This window comes from Bacillus tequilensis KCTC 13622 (assembly GCF_000507145.1).
In the GTDB taxonomy this organism is placed as follows: Bacteria; Bacillota; Bacilli; order Bacillales; family Bacillaceae; genus Bacillus; species Bacillus tequilensis.
Window position 1 is genome coordinate 87,135 of the sequence record NZ_AYTO01000034.1, and the last position, 19,770, is coordinate 106,904.

Below are 19,770 nucleotides of genomic sequence, written 5' to 3' on the forward strand. Positions count from 1 at the left end.
ATGATGGAAACGAATGAACAAACAATGCCGACGAAATACGATCCGGCAGCGGTTGAAAAAGACCGATATCATTTTTGGCTAGAAGGCAAATTTTTTGAAGCTGGCAGTGACCAGACAAAAGAGCCGTACTCTGTCGTGATTCCGCCGCCAAACGTAACAGGAAGACTTCACCTTGGCCACGCGTGGGACACAACGCTGCAAGACATTGTAACAAGAATGAAACGCATGCAGGGCTATGATGTGCTGTGGCTTCCGGGTATGGACCACGCCGGCATCGCGACGCAGGCTAAAGTGGAAGCGAAACTTCGTGAAGAAGGCAAATCCCGCTACGATTTGGGCCGCGAGAAATTCCTCGAAGAAACGTGGAGCTGGAAAGAAGAGTATGCCGACTTTATTCGCAGCCAATGGGCGAAGTTAGGACTTGGCCTTGATTATTCCCGTGAACGATTTACGCTGGATGAAGGCCTAAGCAAAGCGGTTCGCGAAGTGTTCGTTAAGCTTTATGAAAAAGGCTTAATCTACAGAGGCGAATATATTATTAACTGGGATCCTGCGACAAAAACAGCGTTATCCGACATTGAGGTGATTTACAAGGATGTTCAGGGCGCATTCTATCATATGAGCTATCCGCTTGCTGACGGTTCAGGTTCGATTGAAATTGCGACGACACGTCCTGAAACGATGCTCGGTGATACAGCTGTTGCTGTCCATCCTGAAGATGAGCGCTATAAGCACCTTATCGGAAAAACGGTCATCCTGCCGATTACAAATCGTGAAATTCCGATTGTCGGTGATGACTACGTTGATATGGAATTTGGTTCTGGTGCGGTGAAAATTACGCCTGCTCATGATCCGAACGACTTCGAGCTTGGCAACCGCCACAATTTAGAACGCATTCTTGTCATGAATGAAGATGGAACGATGAATGAAAATGCCCTGCAATATCAAGGTATGGATCGTTTTGAATGCCGGAAAAAGCTCGTGAAGGATTTACAGGAGACGGGAGTTCTCTTCAAAATCGAGGATCATATGCACTCTGTCGGCCACAGTGAACGAAGCGGGGCTGTTGTGGAGCCTTACCTTTCTACACAATGGTTTGTGCGCATGCAGCCGCTTGCTGATGCAGCGATTGAACTGCAAAAGAAAGAAGAAAAAGTCAACTTTGTGCCTGATCGTTTTGAAAAAACGTATTTACACTGGATGGAAAACATCCGCGACTGGTGTATTTCCCGTCAGTTATGGTGGGGCCACCGCATTCCAGCCTGGTATCATAAAGAAACAGGCGAGTTGCATGTCGGGCTTGAAGCGCCTGAGGACATTGAAAATTGGGAACAGGATACAGATGTACTGGATACATGGTTCAGTTCCGCGCTCTGGCCTTTCTCCACTATGGGCTGGCCTGATGTAACGGCTGAAGACTTTAAACGCTACTACCCGACAGACGTTCTCGTAACAGGGTACGACATCATTTTCTTCTGGGTGTCACGCATGATTTTCCAAGGCATCGAATTTACAGGCGAGCGCCCGTTCAAAGATGTGTTAATCCATGGCTTAATCCGTGATGAGCAAGGCCGGAAAATGAGTAAATCTCTTGGTAACGGTGTTGATCCGATGGATGTGATTGACAAGTACGGAGCCGATTCTTTGCGTTATTTCCTTGCGACTGGGAGCTCTCCTGGCCAAGATCTGCGCTTCAGCTATGAAAAAGTGGAATCGACTTGGAATTTCGCCAATAAAATTTGGAATGCCTCTCGTTTTGCATTGATGAACATGGACGGCATGACATATGATGAGCTTGATCTGTCAGGTGAAAAATCAGTAGCTGACAAATGGATTTTAACGCGATTAAATGAAACGATCGAGCACGTGACCCAGCTTGCTGATCGATATGAATTTGGTGAAGTCGGACGCCATTTATATAACTTTATTTGGGACGATTTCTGTGATTGGTATATTGAAATGGCGAAGCTTCCGCTTTACGGAGAAGACGAAGCGGCTAAGAAAACAACCCGTTCGATCCTTGCTTATGTACTGGATCAAACGATGCGCCTGCTCCATCCGTTTATGCCATTCTTAACGGAGGAAATTTGGCAGCATCTTCCTCACCAAGGGGAATCGATTACAGTAAGTGAATGGCCTGTTGTCGTGCCAGAGCATACGGATGCGGAAGCGGCTGCTGACATGAAGCTTCTTGTTGAGCTGATCCGTTCTGTGCGCAATATCCGCAGTGAAGTCAATACGCCAATGAGCAAGCAGGTTGAATTGTATATTAAAACAAGCACAGACGAAATCGCAGCCCGTCTCGAAGCGAACCGTTCATATGTTGAACGCTTTACGAATCCGAGCGTGCTTAAAATCGGCACTGATATCGAAGCTGTTGATAAGGCGATGACGGCCGTTGTCTCAGGAGCAGAGGTTATCCTTCCGCTTGAAGGCTTAATTAATATCGAGGAAGAAATTGCCCGTCTGCAAAAAGAATTCGATAAGCTGACGAAGGAAGTCGAGCGCGTCCAAAAGAAACTTGGAAACGAAGGATTTATGAAAAAAGCGCCTGCGCACGTAATCGATGAAGAACGTGAAAAAGAAAAAGATTATGTGGCGAAGCGTGACGCTGTTCAAAAACGAATGGCTGAGCTGAAGGGCTAATGAAAAGCCGGGGCGGTTTCTTTAGAAACCGCCTTGTCTTATAAAAGAGGGGATTATCATTGTTTACTGCATATGAAGAAGCGCGCAGCTGGATTCACGGACGGCTGAAATTCGGAGTTAAGCCCGGACTCGGCCGAATGGAGCAGCTGATGGCGCGGTTAGGGCATCCTGAAAAGAAAATCCGCGCGATCCACATCGCAGGAACAAACGGTAAAGGGTCAACAGTCGCTTTTATCCGTTCTATGCTGCAAGAAGCCGGATATTCGGTTGGGACGTTTACGTCACCTTATATCATAATGTTTAATGAACGGATCAGTGTAAACGGGACACCGATCTCAGACGAGGAATGGACGGCACTCGTCAATCAGCTGAAACCGCACGTTGAAGCACTTGATCATACAGAATACGGTCAGCCGACAGAATTTGAAATTATGACGGCTTGTGCATTTTTATATTTTGCAGTGTTTCATAAGGTCGATTTTGTTATTTTTGAAACAGGTTTGGGCGGCAGATTCGACTCTACCAATGTGGTTGAACCGCTTTTAACTGTGATCACCAGCATCGGACATGATCACATGAACATTTTGGGAAACACCATTGAAGAAATTGCAGGGGAAAAGGCCGGAATCATTAAAGAAGGCATTCCAATCGTTACTGCTGTTACCCAGCCGGAAGCCCTACAGGTCATTCGTCATGAAGCGGAACAGCATGCTGCACCGTTCCAATCCTTACATGATACATGTATTGTTTTCAATGAAGAGGCTCTCCCTGCCGGAGAACAGTTTTCATTCAAAACTGGAGAGAAGTGCTATGAAAATATTCGGACATCTCTGATCGGCACACATCAAAGGCAAAATGCGGCTTTGTCCATTTTGGCTGCGGAATGGCTCAATAGGGAGAATATTGCCCATATCAGTGATGAAGCGCTAAGAAGCGGACTGGTAAAGGCTGCTTGGCCGGGACGGTTAGAGCTTGTTCAGGAACATCCGCCGGTATACTTAGACGGCGCGCATAACGAAGAAGGCGTTGAAAAGCTGGCGGAAACGATGAAACAGCGTTTCCCTGATTCCCGCATTTATGTGGTGTTTACCGCGTTAAAGGACAAACCGTATCAAAACATGATTAAAAGACTGGAAACAATAGCACACTCGATTCATTTTGCATCTTTTGATTTCCCGCGTGCTTCCCTTGCAAAAGATCTCTACGATGCAAGTGAAATCAGCAATAAAAGCTGGAGTGAAGATCCAGCCGATGTGCTCGAATTCATAGAAAGCAAAAAGGGCTCAAATGGAATTGTGCTGATTACCGGATCACTTTATTTTATTTCTGACATTCGCAAAAGATTGAAATAGAGGCGCCCAGCCCTGGCAGTATCCAAAATAAGATTCTGCCGGGGTTTTAATGTGTGAAATTGAATATTCCCGATTGGAGTTCAAGCCGCTCACTCTGCTACAATTCATAACAGAATCTACAGTGAGTAAAGGTGTGTTGTCTATGTTTCCCATTCTTTTTATCTTCGGGCTGATCCTTGGTTCCTTTTACTATACGGTCGGATGCCGTATCCCCTTACATCTATCAATTATTGCGCCCCGTTCAACGTGCTCGTTTTGCCGACGGACATTAACTCCTGCAGAATTAATTCCCATCCTGTCATTCCTATTTCAAAAAGGTAAATGTAAAAGCTGCGGGCATAGGATTTCTTTTATGTATCCAGCGGCAGAGCTTGTCACAGCGTGTTTATTTGCCGCCGCAGGATTACGCTTTGGCACGACGCCGGAACTGTTTCCCGCCGTCGTGTTGATTTCTCTTCTTATTATTGTTGCCGTAACAGATCTTCATTTTATGCTGATTCCAAATCGAATATTGATTTTCTTTCTTCCTTTGTTGGCGGCTGGGAGATTGATTTCTCCGCTTGATTCCTGGTATGCCGGCCTGTTAGGCGCATCCGCCGGATTTCTTTTACTAGCCTTGATTGCCGCAATCACCCGTGGTGGAATAGGCGGAGGTGATATTAAATTATTTGCGGTGATCGGTTTTGTGCTTGGTGTGAAAATGCTTGCAGCTGCCTTTTTCTTTTCTATTTTGATAGGTGCATTATACGGAGCGGCAGCCGCCCTGACTGGAAGACACGCGAAAAGGCAGCCGATTCCCTTCGCCCCCGCAATTGCGGCAGGGAGCATTTTGGCCTATTTATACGGTGACTCTATTATTTCTTTTTATATCAAAATGGCATTGGGCTGACTGCTGAAAAATTTGACGAACGTTTTTTGGACAAGACGACAAAAGTCTTGTTCTTTTTTTTTTCGCCTGTGCTAAAGTGTGTAGCATGAAAAGCCGACAAGAACGGTCAAGCAAATAAAGGGAGGAAGCGGAATTGAAAAAAAGGAAGAATAAAAAAAACAGTAAAGCCGCAGAAAAAGCCCTCAAGGTGACGATTAATGGAAAAGAAGAGACGGTTTACGAACAGGAAACGCCTGAGACTGAGAAGGATAAAAGCATGACATTTTCGAATTGGGAGGAAAAGAGAAAGGCTGAACAGGAGGTCGCAGCATCCCGCGAACATCTCGATGAAGAAGAATTTAATTGGGATTCTGAAGAGGACAAGGTGTTTAAAGAGGACCCAAAAGTCGTTCCTCCTTATCAAAAGAAAAAAACAAAGCTTTATGCAAAAGGGAAGCCGGGAGCGGCCAAGCCGGTAAAAAGAGTGGCGGTGACGATTGCCTTTGCAGCTGTCATTGGCACCGGATTAGGATTATTCGCGTTGAACATTTCAGGCAATAAAGAAGCGGCAGCACCGGCCTCTTTAGAGGATTCTCTAGGAAGCCAAACGGCAAAAGCCGGAGATACTTCTGCTGATAAGCAAAGCTCAGGCGCAGAAAAACAGGCGGCACAAACTGAAGGTACATATAAAACATACGCTGTACAAGCCGGGAAATTTTCAAATGAAAAAGGTGCCGAAACGTTAACAGAACAATTAACTGAAAAAGGTTATTCCGCCGTGTCACTGTCAAAGGACGACGGGTATACGTATGTCATTGCAGGCTTAGCGGGTGACAAGAACGTGTCCCAGCAATTAGGGCAGCTTTTAATCGACAGCGACTTTGAAGCCTGGGGAGGCAAGGAGCTTTCTTTATCAATAGAGTCAGATATGACAGATTCTTTCAAAGAAACATCGGAGCTCGCAGCAAAGGCGATTCTCGGTAAAGACATTACAAAATCGAGTGTAGAGAAAATAGAAAAGTCGCTTGGTGAAACAAAAGCGTCAGAAACAGGTGAGAAAAAAGCGATTTTGCAGGCATTAAAGGAATTGGAGGATCCAAGCGCTGAAGCCGGGTGGAAGGCTCAGCAGCAGCTGTTAGCCGTCATTAAATAAGAGAAAGTGCCCTGAGCCTTTGTCCTTTAGTGACAGGCTTTTTTTATTTTGTCATGAAAAAGTTATTTTTCTGAAATTGTGACAAGCCTCGTGATTTGATAGGATAAACGAGTATCTTTTTTTCTTAAGCAGACCCTGAAAGGATGACGAACATGACAAAGCCGCTAATACTTGCATCACAATCTCCGCGCAGGAAAGAACTCCTCGATCTTCTCCAGCTGCCCTACTCCATTATTGTCAGTGAAGTAGAGGAAAAATTAAATCGAAACTTTTCACCTGAAGAAAACGTCCAATGGTTGGCAAAACAAAAAGCTAAGGCTGTGGCTGATCTCCATCCGCATGCAATCGTTATCGGCGCTGATACAATGGTGTGCCTGAACGGCGAATGCCTCGGCAAACCGAAGGATCAGGAAGAAGCCGCTTCTATGCTGCGGAGGCTTTCAGGCCGTAGTCATTCAGTGATTACCGCGGTCAGCATACAAGCTGAACATCAAAGCGAGACTTTTTATGATAAGACAGAAGTTGCGTTTTGGCCACTCAGTGAAGAAGAGATTTGGGCTTATATTGAAACAAAAGAGCCGATGGATAAAGCAGGTGCATACGGCATCCAAGGAAGAGGCGCGCTTTTTGTAAAGAAAATAGACGGAGACTATTATTCAGTCATGGGTCTTCCTATATCAAAAACGATGAGAGCTCTTCGCCATTTTGATATAAAGGCATGATGGTTTTATAAACGGGAAGGGAAAGAAAAGGAGTGCTTGATCATACACGATCTGCCATTAAAACTCAGAGATTTCCCAACGAAAGAAAAGCCTAGAGAACGGCTCTTGAAAGTCGGGGCTGAGAACTTAGCGAATCATGAACTTTTGGCTATATTATTGCGGACCGGCACGAAATACGAATCTGTCATAGAACTGTCAAACCGGCTGCTTCGCTCTTTTGACGGATTGCGACTGCTGAAAGAAGCATCGGTTGAAGAATTGTCGAGCATCCCGGGAATTGGCATGGTAAAAGCCGTCCAAATACTGGCGGCAGTTGAACTGGGAAGCCGTATCCATAAATTAGCCAATGAAGAACATTTCATTATTCGCTCCCCAGAAGACGGCGCAAATCTTGTCATGGAGGATATGCGGTTTTTAAGCCAGGAGCATTTTGTCTGTTTATATCTTAATACAAAAAACCAAGTCATCCATAAACGCACCATATTTATCGGAAGCCTGAATTCATCTATTGTCCACCCGCGGGAGGTGTTTAAAGAAGCCTTTAAACGATCTGCCGCTTCCTTTATCTGTGTTCATAATCACCCTTCTGGAGATCCGACGCCGAGCAGGGAAGATATTGAAGTGACAAGGCGCCTGTTTGAATGCGGAAACCTGATTGGCATTGAGCTGCTTGACCATTTGGTGATCGGGGACAAAAAATTTGTGAGTTTAAAGGAAAAAGGATATTTGTAACACTTTTTTTTTCGCCGAATTAAGCTATAATAGAGTTTATGAGTTTTTCCCTTTAGGGTATTTTTGCTTTAAGAAAGGAAGATACATACATATGTTTGGAATTGGTACAAGAGACCTTGGTATAGATCTTGGAACTGCGAATACGCTTGTTTTTGTAAAAGGAAAAGGAATTGTTGTGAGAGAGCCGTCAGTTGTCGCTTTGCAAACGGATACGAAGTCGATTGTTGCTGTCGGAAATGATGCGAAAAATATGATCGGACGGACACCGGGTAATGTGGTAGCTCTTCGCCCAATGAAAGACGGCGTTATCGCTGATTATGAAACAACAGCTACGATGATGAAATATTACATCAATCAGGCCATTAAAAATAAAGGCATGTTTGCCAGAAAACCGTATGTGATGGTTTGTGTCCCATCAGGCATTACGGCTGTTGAGGAACGCGCTGTTATCGATGCGACAAGACAGGCGGGCGCGCGTGACGCGTACCCGATTGAAGAGCCGTTTGCCGCTGCAATCGGAGCCAATCTGCCAGTTTGGGAACCGACTGGAAGCATGGTTGTCGATATCGGGGGCGGTACGACGGAAGTGGCGATCATTTCCCTAGGAGGCATTGTAACGTCTCAATCGATCCGCGTAGCAGGTGATGAGATGGATGATGCGATTATCAACTACATCAGAAAAACGTATAACCTGATGATCGGTGACCGTACGGCTGAAGCGATTAAAATGGAGATCGGGTCCGCAGAAGCTCCTGAAGAATCCGATAAAATGGAAATCCGCGGGCGCGATTTACTGACAGGTCTGCCGAAAACAATTGAAATTACAGGAAAAGAAATTGCTAATGCTCTGCGCGACACTGTATCTACAATTGTCGAAGCAGTCAAGAGCACGCTTGAAAAAACACCGCCTGAGCTTGCAGCAGATATCATGGACAGAGGTATTGTGTTAACCGGCGGCGGAGCGCTTCTTCGCAATTTGGACAAAGTCATCAGTGAAGAAACGAAAATGCCGGTCCTCATCGCCGAAGACCCGCTTGATTGTGTAGCGATCGGAACAGGGAAAGCACTGGAGCACATCCATCTTTTCAAAGGGAAAACGAGATAATCGGGAGTTCAATAGAAGAGGTGTAACACGATGCCGAATAAACGGTTAATGCTATTACTTCTGTGTATTATCATATTGGTGGCTATGATTGGATTTTCGCTGAAGGGCGGCCGTAATACCACCTGGCCTGAGAAAGTGATCGGCGATACGACGGGAGTATTTCAAAATATTTTTCATACACCTGCCGAATTTTTTGCAGGGATTTTTGAGAACGTTAATGATTTAAAAAACACATACAAAGAAAACGAGCGTCTGAGAGAGAAGCTTGACGGACAGACACAATATGAAGCCAAACTTCAAGAGCTGGAAGAGGAAAACAAATCCTTGCGTGACGAGCTTGGCCATGTCAAATCGATTAAAGATTACAAGCCGATTTTAGCGACGGTCATCGCCAGAAGCCCTGATAATTGGGCGAAGCAGATCACGATTAATAAAGGGTCTCAGCAAAACGTAGCGAAAGATATGGCTGTAACAAACGAAAAAGGCGCATTAATCGGCAAGATCAAAAGCTCCGGACTTAACAATTTTACGTCTACGGTTCAGCTTTTAAGCGATACTGACCGCAATAACAGAGTCGCGACGAAAATTTCCGGAAAAAAAGGCAGCAAAGGCTACGGCCTGATCGAAGGATATGACAAAGAGAAAAAACGCCTTAAGATGACCATTATTGAGCGCAAAGATAAACAAGACGTGAAAAAAGGTGATCTTATTGAAACATCGGGCACGGGCGGTGTTTTCCCAGAGGGGCTGACAATCGGTGAAGTGACTGAAATCGAGTCAGATTCCTATGGACTAACGAAAGTTGCTTATGTAAAACCTGCGGCTGACCTTACCGATTTAAATAATGTGATCGTTGTTAACCGTGATGTGCCGACTGTCGATAAAGAGGAGGAAGGATCGTGAAACGTTTCCTTCTCCCTTTCGTTATGATGCTTGTTTTTTCTTCGGAAAGCATTTTTACAGATCTGGTGCATTTTCCGTTCGTTACAGATGATCAGGTGCTCGCCCCGCGTTTTCTGATGCTTGTGCTGATATTTATGTCCGCTTTCATCAATCAAAAACACGCGATGATTTATGGATTTATTTTTGGCTTTCTATATGACATGAACTATACAAGTCTATTAGGCGTTTATATGTTTGGGTTTGCCGGGTTATGCTATTTGGCTTCAAAAGCGTTTAAAGTGCTGCATACAAACGCTTTTGTAGTGATACTGATAGCTATTCTGGCTGTCAGCCTGCTCGAATTTTACGTATTCGGCATTCAGTCGTTGATTCACAAAGACATCATGACGTTTAACGGATTTGTGCTTGACCGGTTTATACCGACAATTTTATTAAATATTGCAGCCGCTCTTATTCTGGTTCTGCCATTTCGATTATTTTTTATGAGTCTAAAGAAAGAATTGAGAGATGAGTAAAAAGGGTTTTATCTTTTTTTGACGAAATGAGTATGTTGTTGAGGTGAATATTGTGAAGACCAAAAAGCAGCAATATGTAACAATAAAAGGAACAAAGACTGGATTAACATTGCATCTGGATGATGCGTGTTCTTTTGATGAGCTTCTCGATGGTCTTCAGAATATGCTGTCAATTGAACAATATACGGATGGAAAAGGCCAGAAAATCAGCGTCCATGTTAAACTGGGTAATCGCTTTTTATATAAGGAGCAAGAGGAACAGCTGACCGAATTGATTGCGTCAAAGAAAGATTTATTTGTCCATTCTATTGACAGTGAAGTCATTACTAAAAAAGAAGCACAGCGTATGAAAGAGGAAGCTGAAATTATTTCTGTTTCAAAGATTGTCCGTTCAGGCCAAGTGCTGGAAGTGATCGGCGATTTGCTCCTGATCGGTGACGTGAATCCCGGCGGAACAGTCAGAGCCGGGGGGAACATTTTTGTTCTTGGTTCACTGAAAGGGATCGCGCACGCCGGATATAACGGAAATAATCAAGCGGTCATCGCCGCCTCTGAAATGCTGCCGACGCAATTAAGAATCAATCATGTGTTAAATCGCTCCCCAGACCACATTCAAAAAGGGAACGAAATGGAATGTGCTTATTTAGATACAGATGGAAATATGGTCATTGAACGCCTTCAACATTTGGCTCATTTAAGACCTGATCTAACAAGGCTTGAGGGAGGAATGTGAATTGGGTGAGGCTATCGTAATAACTTCGGGAAAAGGCGGAGTAGGTAAAACGACAACATCTGCGAACCTCGGTACCGCCTTAGCCATTTTAGGGAAGCGAGTATGCTTATTAGATACTGATATAGGACTGCGCAACCTTGATGTTGTAATGGGTCTTGAAAATAGAATTATTTACGATCTTGTAGACGTAGTAGAGGGAAGATGCAAAATGCATCAGGCGCTCGTAAAAGACAAACGCTTCGATGATCTGCTCTATTTAATGCCCGCCGCTCAAACGAGCGATAAGACAGCTGTGGTTCCTGAACAAATTAAAGATATGGTCCAAGAGCTTAAGCAGGAATTTGACTATGTCATCATAGACTGTCCTGCCGGAATTGAGCAAGGGTACAAAAATGCCGTTTCCGGAGCTGATAAAGCGATTGTGGTCACAACACCTGAAATCTCAGCCGTTCGTGATGCCGACCGTATTATAGGACTGCTGGAGCAAGAGGAAAATATTGAACCGCCGCGGCTCGTTGTAAACAGAATCAGAAATCACCTGATGAAAAACGGTGACACGATGGATATCGACGAAATCGTACAGCATTTGTCGATCGATTTGCTCGGAATCGTGGCTGATGATGATGAAGTCATTAAAGCTTCCAACCACGGCGAACCGATTGCAATGGACTCGAAAAACCGCGCTTCCATTGCCTATCGCAATATTGCCCGCCGCATCTTAGGCGAATCAGTTCCTTTGCAGGTGCTTGAAGAGCAAAACAAAGGGATGATGGCTAAGATTAAATCATTTTTCGGAGTACGATCTTAAGATGATAGAATCAAAGAGAAGAATCTGACATAGCAAATGCTGTGTCAGTTTTTTTGTTTTTGTCTGCTTTGCGCTTGAGTTAAACGAATATTTGCCATGGACAAGACATATGATGTACAAACCCAACGAATGCAAAGGATGATGGCAATGAGTCACAGAGCAGATGAAATCAGAAAACGATTAGAGAAAAGAAGAAAACAGCTTTCCGGCTCAAAACGTTTCTCTACTCAGACCGTTTCTGAAAAGCAGAAACCCCCGTCTTGGGTAATGGTCACGGATCAGGAAAAGCATGGGGCTCTTCCGGTCTATGAAGATAGCATGTCAACATTTAATGGAAAACACCCATTGGTGAAAACAGATTCTATTATCCTGAAATGTCTGCTGTCAGCCTGCCTTGTTCTCGTTTCGGCCATAGCCTATAAAACAAACATTGGGCCTGTCGGCCAGATGAAACCCGCCGTTGCCAAAACCTTCGAAACTGAATTTCAATTTGCCTCAGCAAGCCATTGGTTTGAAACGAAATTTGGCAATCCGCTTGCTTTTCTGGCTCCTGAACATAAAAATAAGGAACAGCAGGTTGAAGTGGGCCAAGACCTGGTCGCGCCTGCATCCGGGAAAGTGCAGCAGGATTTTCAGGACAACGGGGAAGGGATTAAAGTCGAAACAAGCAGCGATACAATTGACAGCATAAAGGAAGGCTATGTGGTTGAGGTCAGCAAAGACAGCCAGACGGGACTGACAGTTAAGGTGCAGCATGCCGATAATACCTATAGTATTTATGGCGAGCTTAAAGATGTGGATGTTGCTCTATATGATTTTGTAGATAAAGGAAAAAAGATCGGTTCGATTAAACTTGATGATCATAATAAAGGGGTCTATTATTTTGCCATGAAAGACGGCGATAAATTTATTGATCCGATTCAGGTGATTACATTTGAATAAATGGCTCGACCTTATTTTGAAGATTCATGTGCATCCTTTTCTTTGGATTATCGCGGCGCTGGGACTGCTCACAGGCCATATGAAAGCATTATTTTGTCTGCTCCTGATTGTACTGATCCATGAGCTGGGGCATGCTGCTCTGGCTGTGTTTTTTTCTTGGAGAATCAAGCGTGTTTTTTTGCTGCCGTTTGGCGGAACGGTTGAAGTGGAAGAGCACGGGAATCGGCCGCTAAAAGAAGAGTTTGCGGTCATTATTGCCGGCCCTCTTCAGCACATCTGGCTTCAGTTCGCTGCCTGGATGCTGACGGATTTTTCAGTGATTCATCAGCATACCTTTGAACTCTTCACCTTTTATAATCTTTCTATTTTATTTGTGAACCTGCTGCCAATTTGGCCGCTTGATGGCGGAAAACTGTTGTTTTTGCTGTTTTCTAAGCAGCTGCCTTTTCAAAGGGCTCACCGCCTCAATTTAAAAACGTCGCTCTGCTGCTGCCTGCTGCTCGGGTGCTGGGTGTTATTTGTGATTCCTCTGCAAATCAGCGCATGGGTTTTGTTTGTCTTTCTGGCTGTTTCGTTATTTGAGGAATACAGGCAAAGGCACTACATCTATGTGAGATTTCTCCTCGAAAGGTATTACGGGAAAAACCGTGAGCTTGAAAAACTGCTCCCGCTGACAGTGAACGCAGAGGACAAAGTCTATCATGTGATGGCCGAGTTCAAGCGCGGCTGCAAACATCCAATTATTATAGAGAAATCAGGCCAGAAGCTCAGCCAGCTTGACGAGAATGAAGTGCTGCACGCTTACTTTGCCGATAAGCGGACGAATTCCTCGATGGAGGAACTGCTGCTGCCTTACTAAAATCGATTGACAAACGTCTTGTATTTTGGTATATTTTTTAATGTTATGGATGTAGCACCATTGCTACAACCGCTCAGTACAGGTGTTAAGAGCTTTTACAGCCCCCTGGTGTCTGGCGAGTCTTAGTCTAATAGGAGGTGCAGAGAATGTACGCAATCATTAAAACAGGCGGTAAACAAATCAAAGTTGAAGAAGGCCAAACTGTTTACATCGAAAAACTTGCTGCTGAAGCAGGAGAAACAGTTACTTTTGAAGACGTTTTGTTTGTTGGCGGAGACAATGTGAAAGTCGGCAACCCTACAGTTGAAGGCGCAACAGTAACGGCTAAAGTTGAAAAACAAGGCCGCGCGAAAAAAATCACTGTTTTCAGATACAAAGCAAAGAAAAACGTTCATAAAAAACAAGGTCATCGTCAGCCTTACACTAAAGTGACGATCGAAAAAATCAACGCGTAAGCATGATTCAGGCAACAATCAGAAGGTCTCAGGATAAAGGCATATTGTCTTTTGAAATGACGGGCCATGCGAATTTTGCTGAACATGGACAAGATCTTGTTTGTGCCGGAGTGACAGCGGTTGTGTTTGGAGCCGTAAACGCGGTTATTGTGCTTGCGGGCTTCGAGCCGCTTCTTGATATAGGAGAGGATGGGGGCTATTTTTACTTTGAATTCCCTGAATCTCTTGATCCCGATGCGCGACGAAAAGCTCAGCTGCTGATTGAAGGCATGATTGTTTCGCTGGAGACAATCGAACGGGATTACAAAGATAACTTGCGTGTGACCACAAACATAATATAGGAGGTGAGCTACATGCTTAGATTAGATCTTCAGTTTTTCGCTTCTAAAAAAGGAGTAGGTTCTACAAAGAACGGACGTGACTCTGAGGCTAAACGTTTAGGTGCTAAACGTGCTGACGGTCAATTCGTAACAGGCGGTTCTATCCTTTACCGTCAACGCGGAACAAAAATTTACCCAGGTGAAAACGTGGGCCGCGGCGGAGATGACACTCTATTTGCGAAAATCGACGGAACTGTTAAATTCGAACGTTTCGGCCGTGACCGCAAAAAAGTGAGCGTATATCCTGTAGCTCAATAATGATTCAAAAAACTCCGGTCGATGATGACTGGAGTTTTTTTTGCAATATGCGGAGTAAACACCTAGAATGAAATGCAGACAGAGTATGTGCGAGCAGACCCCGCCAAGAATGAGAATAAACATCTCAAACCCACTGGATATGTTCCCCAAGCAGTAATACATAAAATGTTCTGCCTGGCTGCAAATCAACCATGCCAGAAAAAAGGAACATGATATTTCTGGGAAAAACAATTGTTTTTCTAACAAAGCCTTCTCTGTTATAATTCATAATACACACTTATACAGACTCCTAAATAAGAAATTAAATGATTGGGAGTGCGAAAATGAAGGATGTTTCAAAAAATCAAGAAGAAAATATAAGCGACACGGCATTAACAAACGAACTGGTTCATCTGCTGGGCCATTCCCGGCATGATTGGATGAATAAGCTGCAGCTGATTAAAGGAAACTTAAGCTTGCAGAAGTATGACCGCGTCTTTGAAATGATTGAAGAAATGGTTATAGACGCGAAGCACGAATCAAAGCTCTCAAACCTAAAAACACCGCATTTGGCGTTTGATTTTCTTACATTTAATTGGAAAACCCATTATATGACGCTTGAATATGAAGTTCTTGGAGAAATTAAGGATTTGTCGGCTTATGATCAAAAGCTGGCAAAACTGATGAGAAAGCTGTTTCATCTGTTTGATCAAGCAGTCAGCAGAGAGAGTGAAAATCATTTAACGGTTTCGCTTCAAACAGATCATCCTGACAGACAGCTGATTCTGTACCTTGATTTTCACGGCGCCTTTGCCGATCCTTCTGCTTTTGATGATATTCGGCAGAATGGATACGAGGATGTGGATATCATGCGTTTTGAGATCACAAGCCACGAATGTCTGATTGAAATAGGGTTGGACTAGCGGAGTTTTTAACGGTTTAGAACGGAGGACATTATGTTTGTAGATCAGGTCAAAGTATATGTAAAAGGCGGCGACGGAGGCAACGGGATGGTTGCGTTTCGCCGTGAAAAATATGTGCCCAAAGGCGGCCCTGCCGGCGGTGACGGAGGAAAGGGAGGAGACGTCGTATTCGAGGTAGATGAAGGTCTCCGCACCCTGATGGATTTTAGATACAAAAAGCACTTTAAAGCGATTCGCGGCGAGCATGGGATGTCCAAAAACCAGCACGGGCGAAATGCAGATGATATGGTTATTAAAGTTCCGCCAGGCACCGTTGTGACAGACGATGATACAAAGCAGGTCATCGCTGATTTAACAGAGCACGGACAGCAGGCTGTCATTGCAAGAGGCGGAAGAGGCGGAAGAGGGAATAGCCGTTTTGCTACACCGGCTAATCCTGCGCCTCAGCTCTCAGAAAACGGCGAGCCGGGAAAAGAACGCTACATTGTTCTTGAATTAAAGGTGCTTGCGGATGTCGGACTTGTCGGGTTCCCGAGTGTGGGAAAATCTACTTTGTTGTCTGTTGTCTCATCTGCAAAACCGAAAATTGCGGATTATCACTTTACAACGCTTGTCCCGAATCTCGGCATGGTTGAAACGGATGACGGACGCAGCTTTGTTATGGCCGATTTACCGGGGCTGATTGAAGGCGCACACCAAGGCGTCGGACTTGGCCACCAGTTTTTGCGCCATATTGAGCGGACGCGTGTTATTGTTCACGTTATTGACATGTCCGGCTTAGAAGGCCGCGATCCGTATGAAGATTATGTGACGATTAACCAGGAGCTGAGCGAGTACAACCTGCGTCTCACTGAGCGTCCTCAAATTATTGTTGCAAATAAAATGGACATGCCGCAGGCCGCGGAAAATCTGGAAGCCTTTAAAGAAAAGCTGACAGATGATTATCCAGTATTCCCGATCAGTGCGGTGACAAGAGAAGGTCTTCGTGAGCTTCTGTTTGAAGTTGCGAATCAACTGGAGAATACGCCGGAATTCCCACTGTATGATGAAGAAGAGATTACACAAAACCGTGTCATGTACACGATCGAAAATGAAGAAGTGCCATTTAACATTACACGCGAACCTGACGGTGTATTTGTGCTTTCAGGAGACAGTCTTGAGCGGTTATTCAAGATGACTGATTTCTCACGTGATGAATCAGTTAAACGGTTTGCAAGACAGCTGCGCGGTATGGGTGTTGATGAAGCACTCAGAGAACGCGGAGCCAAGGATGGAGATATTATCAGGCTCCTTGAATTCGAATTTGAATTTATTGATTAATGATGGCTGAGGAGAGCCTGGATGACAGGCTCTCTATTTTAAAGGGGGGATGCAAATGAAAGAGGAGACATTTTACCTTGTCCGTGAAGATGTATTGCCCGATGCGATGAGAAAAACATTGGAAGTCAAAAAGCTGCTTGATCGCAAAAAAGCAGATTCAGTGGCAGATGCCGTTCAAAAGGTGGATTTAAGCAGAAGTGCGTTTTATAAATACAGAGATGCTGTGTTTCCGTTCTACACTATGGTTAAAGAACAAATTATCACACTTTTCTTTCATTTGGAGGATAGGTCAGGTGCGTTATCTCAGCTCCTGCAAGCGGTAGCTGATTCTGGAAGCAACGTTCTTTCCATTCACCAGACAATTCCGCTTCAAGGCAGAGCCAATGTCACACTGTCTATCAGTACGTCTGCAATGGAAGAGGACATTCATACGTTAATGAATAAGCTCAGGAAGTTTGATTTTGTGGAAAAGGTTGAAATATTAGGTTCAGGTGCATAAGGGAGAGAATATCGTCATGAAAGTCGGTTATTTAGGTCCAGCAGCTACATTCACACACCTAGCAGTCAGTTCTTGTTTTCAAAACGGCGCCGAGCATGTTGCTTACCGCACCATACCGGAGTGTATAGATGCGGCAGTTGCAGGCGAAGTTGATTTCGCTTTTGTTCCTTTAGAGAATGCGTTAGAAGGATCAGTGAATTTAACGATAGACTATATAATACATGAACAGCCCTTACCAATCGTGGGTGAAATGACATTGCCGATTCATCAGCACTTGCTCGTCCATCCATCCAGAGAGAATGCATGGAAAGAGCTTGACAAAATTTACTCGCACTCACATGCGATTGCGCAATGCCATAAATTTCTCCATCGTCATTTTCCTAACGTTCCCTATGAATACGCCAATTCAACCGGGGCGGCCGCAAAGTTTGTCAGTGAACATCCCGAGCTGAATATCGGGGTCATTGCCAATGACATGGCAGCTTCTACATACGAATTAAAAATCGTCAAACGAGATATACAGGATTATAGAGACAATCATACGAGATTTGTTATTCTGTCTCCTGATGAAAACATATCATTTGAAGTGAATTCAAAATTGAGCTCAAGGTCCAAAACGACCCTGATGGTCATGCTTCCGCAGGATGATCAATCCGGGGCGCTGCACAGAGTGCTGTCTGCTTTTTCTTGGAGAAACTTAAACTTGTCAAAAATAGAGTCCCGTCCGACTAAAACTGGATTGGGCCATTATTTCTTTATTATTGATATTGAAAAAGCGTTTGATGAGGTATTGATTCCAGGTGCCATGCAGGAGCTCGAAGCACTCGGCTGCAAAGTGAAGCTTCTTGGTGCATATCAGTCTTATCAATTATAAAAAAAGCCCCTCAAAGGGCTTTTTTTAGTCTTTAATTAAAATACCGGCTTCCTCGAGTGCTTGGCAGGCTTGGTCGATCCGATGGTCATCGGGTGCTGTCAGTGTGTGAAGGTGCACGCCGTCCGTCAGCTGTGATAAATAAGCGGCATTCGTAGAAGTGATTTTTTGAATGAAATGGCTCACTTCCTTCCGGGTGCCTACTTGGATCGCTGCAGTTAAATCTCCGTAGACGGGATGCTCGATTTTTACGTCTTTTACTGTAACACCTTCATCCACGATGAGCTGCAGTTCCTCTTCTGTACGCTCCGGCCCGTGCAGACAAGCTATAATTCTTTCTGCCTGCTGGTGCTGCTGAGCGGCTGCATCCATGTATACATATCCTTGGCTTGTGGCGATAATCGGTTCATTTTTCGCTTTCAAGAGCGATATGTCCTGTACAATAACCTGTCTTGAAACGTTCGCTTTTTTTGCGAGTTCTCCTCCTGTCAGCGGTGATGTTGATTCCTTCAGCCACAGAAGAAGCTGGTCACGCCTGTTGGCGCCCAAAAGCTTTAATTCTTCGGTCAATATCGAATTCTCCTTTCTTTTGTTCCCAAAGTGCTGTAAACGTATGTAATAACTTATCCAGCTGTTCAGCTGTTGTATGCCTTCCAAAAGAGATACGGATAAATTGCAGGGCTTCTTGTTCTGTTTTTCTTAATGCTTTCATCGTTGCAGACGGACCGTGATAACCGGCAGAACATGCGCTGCCCGTTGAAATGCAAATATTATTCCGATTACATTCTAACATAACATATTGTCCTTCAAATGAGTGAAAAAAACACCCGACAATATGCGGAAGACATTCTGTTTGTGAGGTATCTGCCGCAAGAGTTACAGGGAGAGACCGAATACCGATTTGGTCTAATAAGTGTGCTCTTAATGTCTTATTGCGGGATATCTGTTGATCCATCTCGCTCATGATCAGCTCTGCAGCGGCGGTGAAGGCGCCGATCCCGGGGACATTCACAGTGCCGGCTCTGAATCCTTGTTCGTGAGCGGTGTGAGGGTAAACGGGTTTCCAAGGGACATCCGGCCGGATATAGACCGCGCCCACTCCTTTAGGACCGTGGATTTTATGGCTTGACACTGACAGTGCATCTATCCTCAGTTCTTCTGTATTGATGGGGATTTTTCCGAACGTTTGAACAGCGTCGCAATGAAGAAGAATATCCTTGCTATGCAGGTATGAAGACAGACGTTGAATGGGCTGAATGATCCCGGTTTCAGAATTGGCATGCTGAATAGATATCAGGCCTGTCTCCGGCCTAATATGAGCTGTTAATATTTCCTCGGTAATAAGCCCGTACTCATTCGGTTGAATGATGGTTACATCAAATCCTTGCAGTTCCAGATAAGCAGCACAGTTATGAATGGATTGATGCTCCATAGCTGTTGTTATGAAATGTCTTTTTGTTTTCGGCAGGCCGTTTAGCAACGATTGAATAGCCAGTAAATTGGATTCAGTGCCGCCGCTTGTAAAATAAATGCCGTTTGCTTTTCCGCCTATCATGTCGGCGATTTTTCCACGGCAGTACTCTAGTATGTGCTTTGCTTTTCCGCCCGCATCATGCAGGCTGCTGGCATTTCCGTATATATCTATGCTGAGCTTTTGATATACGTTAAGAGCCTCCTCACAAATAGGCGTTGTGGCGGCATAATCTAAATAAATCATCCGGTTTCCTCCATCCGTTCTCCATAAAAA

At 44.5% G+C, this 19,770-nt stretch carries 22 protein-coding genes, 1 pseudogene and 1 other annotated feature; of the genes and pseudogenes, 20 read left to right on the plus strand and 3 right to left on the minus strand.

Annotation, left to right across the window (positions count from 1 at the left end):
- The first annotated feature begins 3 nt into the window (after window positions 1-3).
- The 16 genes from valS to rpmA all read left to right on the plus strand — a co-directional run bounded on the left by valS (window position 4) and on the right by rpmA (window position 14,431).
- Window positions 4-2,646 (plus strand): valine--tRNA ligase, encoded by a 2,643-nt coding sequence (gene valS / locus V756_RS0111895; RefSeq protein WP_024714849.1) that lies wholly within the window; start codon window positions 4-6, stop codon window positions 2,644-2,646.
- Between the two features lie 59 nt (window positions 2,647-2,705).
- Window positions 2,706-3,998 carry a bifunctional folylpolyglutamate synthase/dihydrofolate synthase gene (locus tag V756_RS0111900; protein WP_024714850.1) on the plus strand — a complete coding sequence of 431 codons (1,293 nt, stop codon included), beginning with the start codon at window positions 2,706-2,708 and terminating at the stop codon, window positions 3,996-3,998.
- Between the two features lie 142 nt (window positions 3,999-4,140).
- Entirely contained in the window at window positions 4,141-4,887 is a 747-nt protein-coding gene (locus V756_RS0111905; RefSeq protein WP_081719853.1) for a prepilin peptidase, read from the plus strand.
- A 133-nt stretch (window positions 4,888-5,020) separates the two neighbouring features.
- The gene (locus V756_RS0111910) at window positions 5,021-6,019 is read left to right on the plus strand and encodes an SPOR domain-containing protein (RefSeq protein ID WP_024714852.1); all 999 of its coding nucleotides are present in this window, start codon (window positions 5,021-5,023) and stop codon (window positions 6,017-6,019) included.
- Between the two features lie 152 nt (window positions 6,020-6,171).
- Window positions 6,172-6,741, plus strand: coding sequence for a Maf family nucleotide pyrophosphatase (locus V756_RS0111915; protein ID WP_024714853.1), 570 nt, complete (start codon window positions 6,172-6,174; stop codon window positions 6,739-6,741).
- Window positions 6,742-6,777: 36 nt separating this feature from the next.
- Window positions 6,778-7,473: a RadC family protein gene (gene radC, locus V756_RS0111920; RefSeq protein ID WP_024714854.1), complete on the plus strand. Its 696-nt coding sequence runs from the start codon at window positions 6,778-6,780 to the stop codon at window positions 7,471-7,473.
- 91 nt (window positions 7,474-7,564) lie between these two features.
- Entirely contained in the window at window positions 7,565-8,578 is a 1,014-nt protein-coding gene (gene mreB, locus V756_RS0111925) for a cell shape-determining protein MreB (protein WP_024714855.1), read from the plus strand.
- A 30-nt stretch (window positions 8,579-8,608) separates the two neighbouring features.
- Window positions 8,609-9,481 (plus strand): rod shape-determining protein MreC, encoded by an 873-nt coding sequence (gene mreC / locus V756_RS0111930; RefSeq protein ID WP_024714856.1) that lies wholly within the window; start codon window positions 8,609-8,611, stop codon window positions 9,479-9,481.
- Complete coding sequence (gene mreD / locus V756_RS0111935; protein WP_024714857.1) at window positions 9,478-9,996, plus strand: rod shape-determining protein MreD; 519 nt, start codon at window positions 9,478-9,480, stop codon at window positions 9,994-9,996. The genes mreC and mreD overlap by 4 nt, the downstream gene beginning before the upstream one ends.
- A 52-nt stretch (window positions 9,997-10,048) precedes the next feature.
- Complete coding sequence (gene minC / locus V756_RS0111940) at window positions 10,049-10,729, plus strand: septum site-determining protein MinC (RefSeq protein WP_024714858.1); 681 nt, start codon at window positions 10,049-10,051, stop codon at window positions 10,727-10,729.
- Between the two features lies 1 nt (window position 10,730).
- Window positions 10,731-11,537, plus strand: a complete 807-nt coding sequence (gene minD, locus V756_RS0111945) for a septum site-determining protein MinD (RefSeq protein WP_024714859.1) — start codon at window positions 10,731-10,733, stop codon at window positions 11,535-11,537.
- 147 nt (window positions 11,538-11,684) lie between these two features.
- Window positions 11,685-12,479 carry a stage IV sporulation protein SpoIVFA gene (spoIVFA, locus tag V756_RS0111950; protein WP_024714860.1) on the plus strand — a complete coding sequence of 265 codons (795 nt, stop codon included), beginning with the start codon at window positions 11,685-11,687 and terminating at the stop codon, window positions 12,477-12,479.
- Window positions 12,472-13,338, plus strand: a complete 867-nt coding sequence (gene spoIVFB / locus V756_RS0111955; protein WP_024714861.1) for a stage IV sporulation intramembrane metalloprotease SpoIVFB — start codon at window positions 12,472-12,474, stop codon at window positions 13,336-13,338. Before spoIVFA ends, spoIVFB begins: the two co-directional genes overlap by 8 nt.
- A gap of 57 nt (window positions 13,339-13,395) precedes the next feature.
- Window positions 13,396-13,471, plus strand: a sequence feature (ribosomal protein L21 leader region).
- A 13-nt stretch (window positions 13,472-13,484) separates the two neighbouring features.
- A complete protein-coding gene (gene rplU, locus V756_RS0111960) occupies window positions 13,485-13,793 on the plus strand; it encodes a 50S ribosomal protein L21 (RefSeq protein WP_003222620.1) in 309 nt (102 codons plus the stop codon).
- A 2-nt stretch (window positions 13,794-13,795) separates the two neighbouring features.
- Window positions 13,796-14,134: a ribosomal-processing cysteine protease Prp gene (locus V756_RS0111965; protein WP_024714862.1), complete on the plus strand. Its 339-nt coding sequence runs from the start codon at window positions 13,796-13,798 to the stop codon at window positions 14,132-14,134.
- A gap of 12 nt (window positions 14,135-14,146) precedes the next feature.
- A complete protein-coding gene (gene rpmA, locus V756_RS0111970; RefSeq protein ID WP_003222623.1) occupies window positions 14,147-14,431 on the plus strand; it encodes a 50S ribosomal protein L27 in 285 nt (94 codons plus the stop codon).
- A 124-nt stretch (window positions 14,432-14,555) separates the two neighbouring features.
- On the opposite strand, the pseudogene V756_RS1000000123895 reads toward rpmA, so the two are convergent.
- Window positions 14,556-14,677: pseudogene (locus V756_RS1000000123895) on the minus strand (hypothetical protein).
- 77 nt (window positions 14,678-14,754) lie between these two features.
- Here V756_RS1000000123895 and spo0B point away from each other — a divergent pair.
- From spo0B to pheA, 4 genes are read left to right on the plus strand one after another with little or no spacing between them, the layout of a single operon-like run.
- A complete protein-coding gene (gene spo0B, locus V756_RS0111980; protein WP_024714863.1) occupies window positions 14,755-15,333 on the plus strand; it encodes a sporulation initiation phosphotransferase Sop0B in 579 nt (192 codons plus the stop codon).
- Between the two features lie 33 nt (window positions 15,334-15,366).
- Window positions 15,367-16,653 carry a GTPase ObgE gene (gene obgE / locus V756_RS0111985; RefSeq protein WP_024714864.1) on the plus strand — a complete coding sequence of 429 codons (1,287 nt, stop codon included), beginning with the start codon at window positions 15,367-15,369 and terminating at the stop codon, window positions 16,651-16,653.
- Window positions 16,654-16,708: 55 nt separating this feature from the next.
- Entirely contained in the window at window positions 16,709-17,152 is a 444-nt protein-coding gene (gene thrR, locus V756_RS0111990) for a transcriptional regulator ThrR (protein ID WP_003222630.1), read from the plus strand.
- Between the two features lie 16 nt (window positions 17,153-17,168).
- Complete coding sequence (gene pheA, locus V756_RS0111995; RefSeq protein ID WP_024714865.1) at window positions 17,169-18,026, plus strand: prephenate dehydratase; 858 nt, start codon at window positions 17,169-17,171, stop codon at window positions 18,024-18,026.
- A gap of 24 nt (window positions 18,027-18,050) precedes the next feature.
- Here the strand turns inward: pheA and V756_RS0112000 are convergent, their stop codons facing one another.
- Together V756_RS0112000 and V756_RS0112005 are read right to left on the minus strand one after the other, a co-directional pair.
- Window positions 18,051-18,593 (minus strand): transcription repressor NadR, encoded by a 543-nt coding sequence (locus V756_RS0112000; RefSeq protein WP_024714866.1) that lies wholly within the window; start codon window positions 18,591-18,593, stop codon window positions 18,051-18,053.
- Window positions 18,553-19,740 carry an IscS subfamily cysteine desulfurase gene (locus V756_RS0112005; protein ID WP_024714867.1) on the minus strand — a complete coding sequence of 396 codons (1,188 nt, stop codon included), beginning with the start codon at window positions 19,738-19,740 and terminating at the stop codon, window positions 18,553-18,555. The genes V756_RS0112000 and V756_RS0112005 overlap by 41 nt, the downstream gene beginning before the upstream one ends.
- Window positions 19,741-19,770: the final 30 nt, after the last annotated feature.

Coding starts and splice junctions, on each gene's coding strand:
- valS (WP_024714849.1), top strand. CDS start 4: ATGGAAACGAATGAACAAACAATGCCGACGAAATACGATCCGGCAGCG.
- V756_RS0111905 (WP_081719853.1), top strand. CDS start 4,141: ATGTTTCCCATTCTTTTTATCTTCGGGCTGATCCTTGGTTCCTTTTAC.
- V756_RS0111915 (WP_024714853.1), top strand. CDS start 6,172: ATGACAAAGCCGCTAATACTTGCATCACAATCTCCGCGCAGGAAAGAA.
- mreB (WP_024714855.1), top strand. CDS start 7,565: ATGTTTGGAATTGGTACAAGAGACCTTGGTATAGATCTTGGAACTGCG.
- mreC (WP_024714856.1), top strand. CDS start 8,609: ATGCCGAATAAACGGTTAATGCTATTACTTCTGTGTATTATCATATTG.
- spoIVFA (WP_024714860.1), top strand. CDS start 11,685: ATGAGTCACAGAGCAGATGAAATCAGAAAACGATTAGAGAAAAGAAGA.
- rplU (WP_003222620.1), top strand. CDS start 13,485: ATGTACGCAATCATTAAAACAGGCGGTAAACAAATCAAAGTTGAAGAA.
- V756_RS0111965 (WP_024714862.1), top strand. CDS start 13,796: ATGATTCAGGCAACAATCAGAAGGTCTCAGGATAAAGGCATATTGTCT.
- rpmA (WP_003222623.1), top strand. CDS start 14,147: ATGCTTAGATTAGATCTTCAGTTTTTCGCTTCTAAAAAAGGAGTAGGT.
- spo0B (WP_024714863.1), top strand. CDS start 14,755: ATGAAGGATGTTTCAAAAAATCAAGAAGAAAATATAAGCGACACGGCA.
- obgE (WP_024714864.1), top strand. CDS start 15,367: ATGTTTGTAGATCAGGTCAAAGTATATGTAAAAGGCGGCGACGGAGGC.
- thrR (WP_003222630.1), top strand. CDS start 16,709: ATGAAAGAGGAGACATTTTACCTTGTCCGTGAAGATGTATTGCCCGAT.
- pheA (WP_024714865.1), top strand. CDS start 17,169: ATGAAAGTCGGTTATTTAGGTCCAGCAGCTACATTCACACACCTAGCA.
- V756_RS0112005 (WP_024714867.1), bottom strand. CDS start 19,740: ATGATTTATTTAGATTATGCCGCCACAACGCCTATTTGTGAGGAGGCT.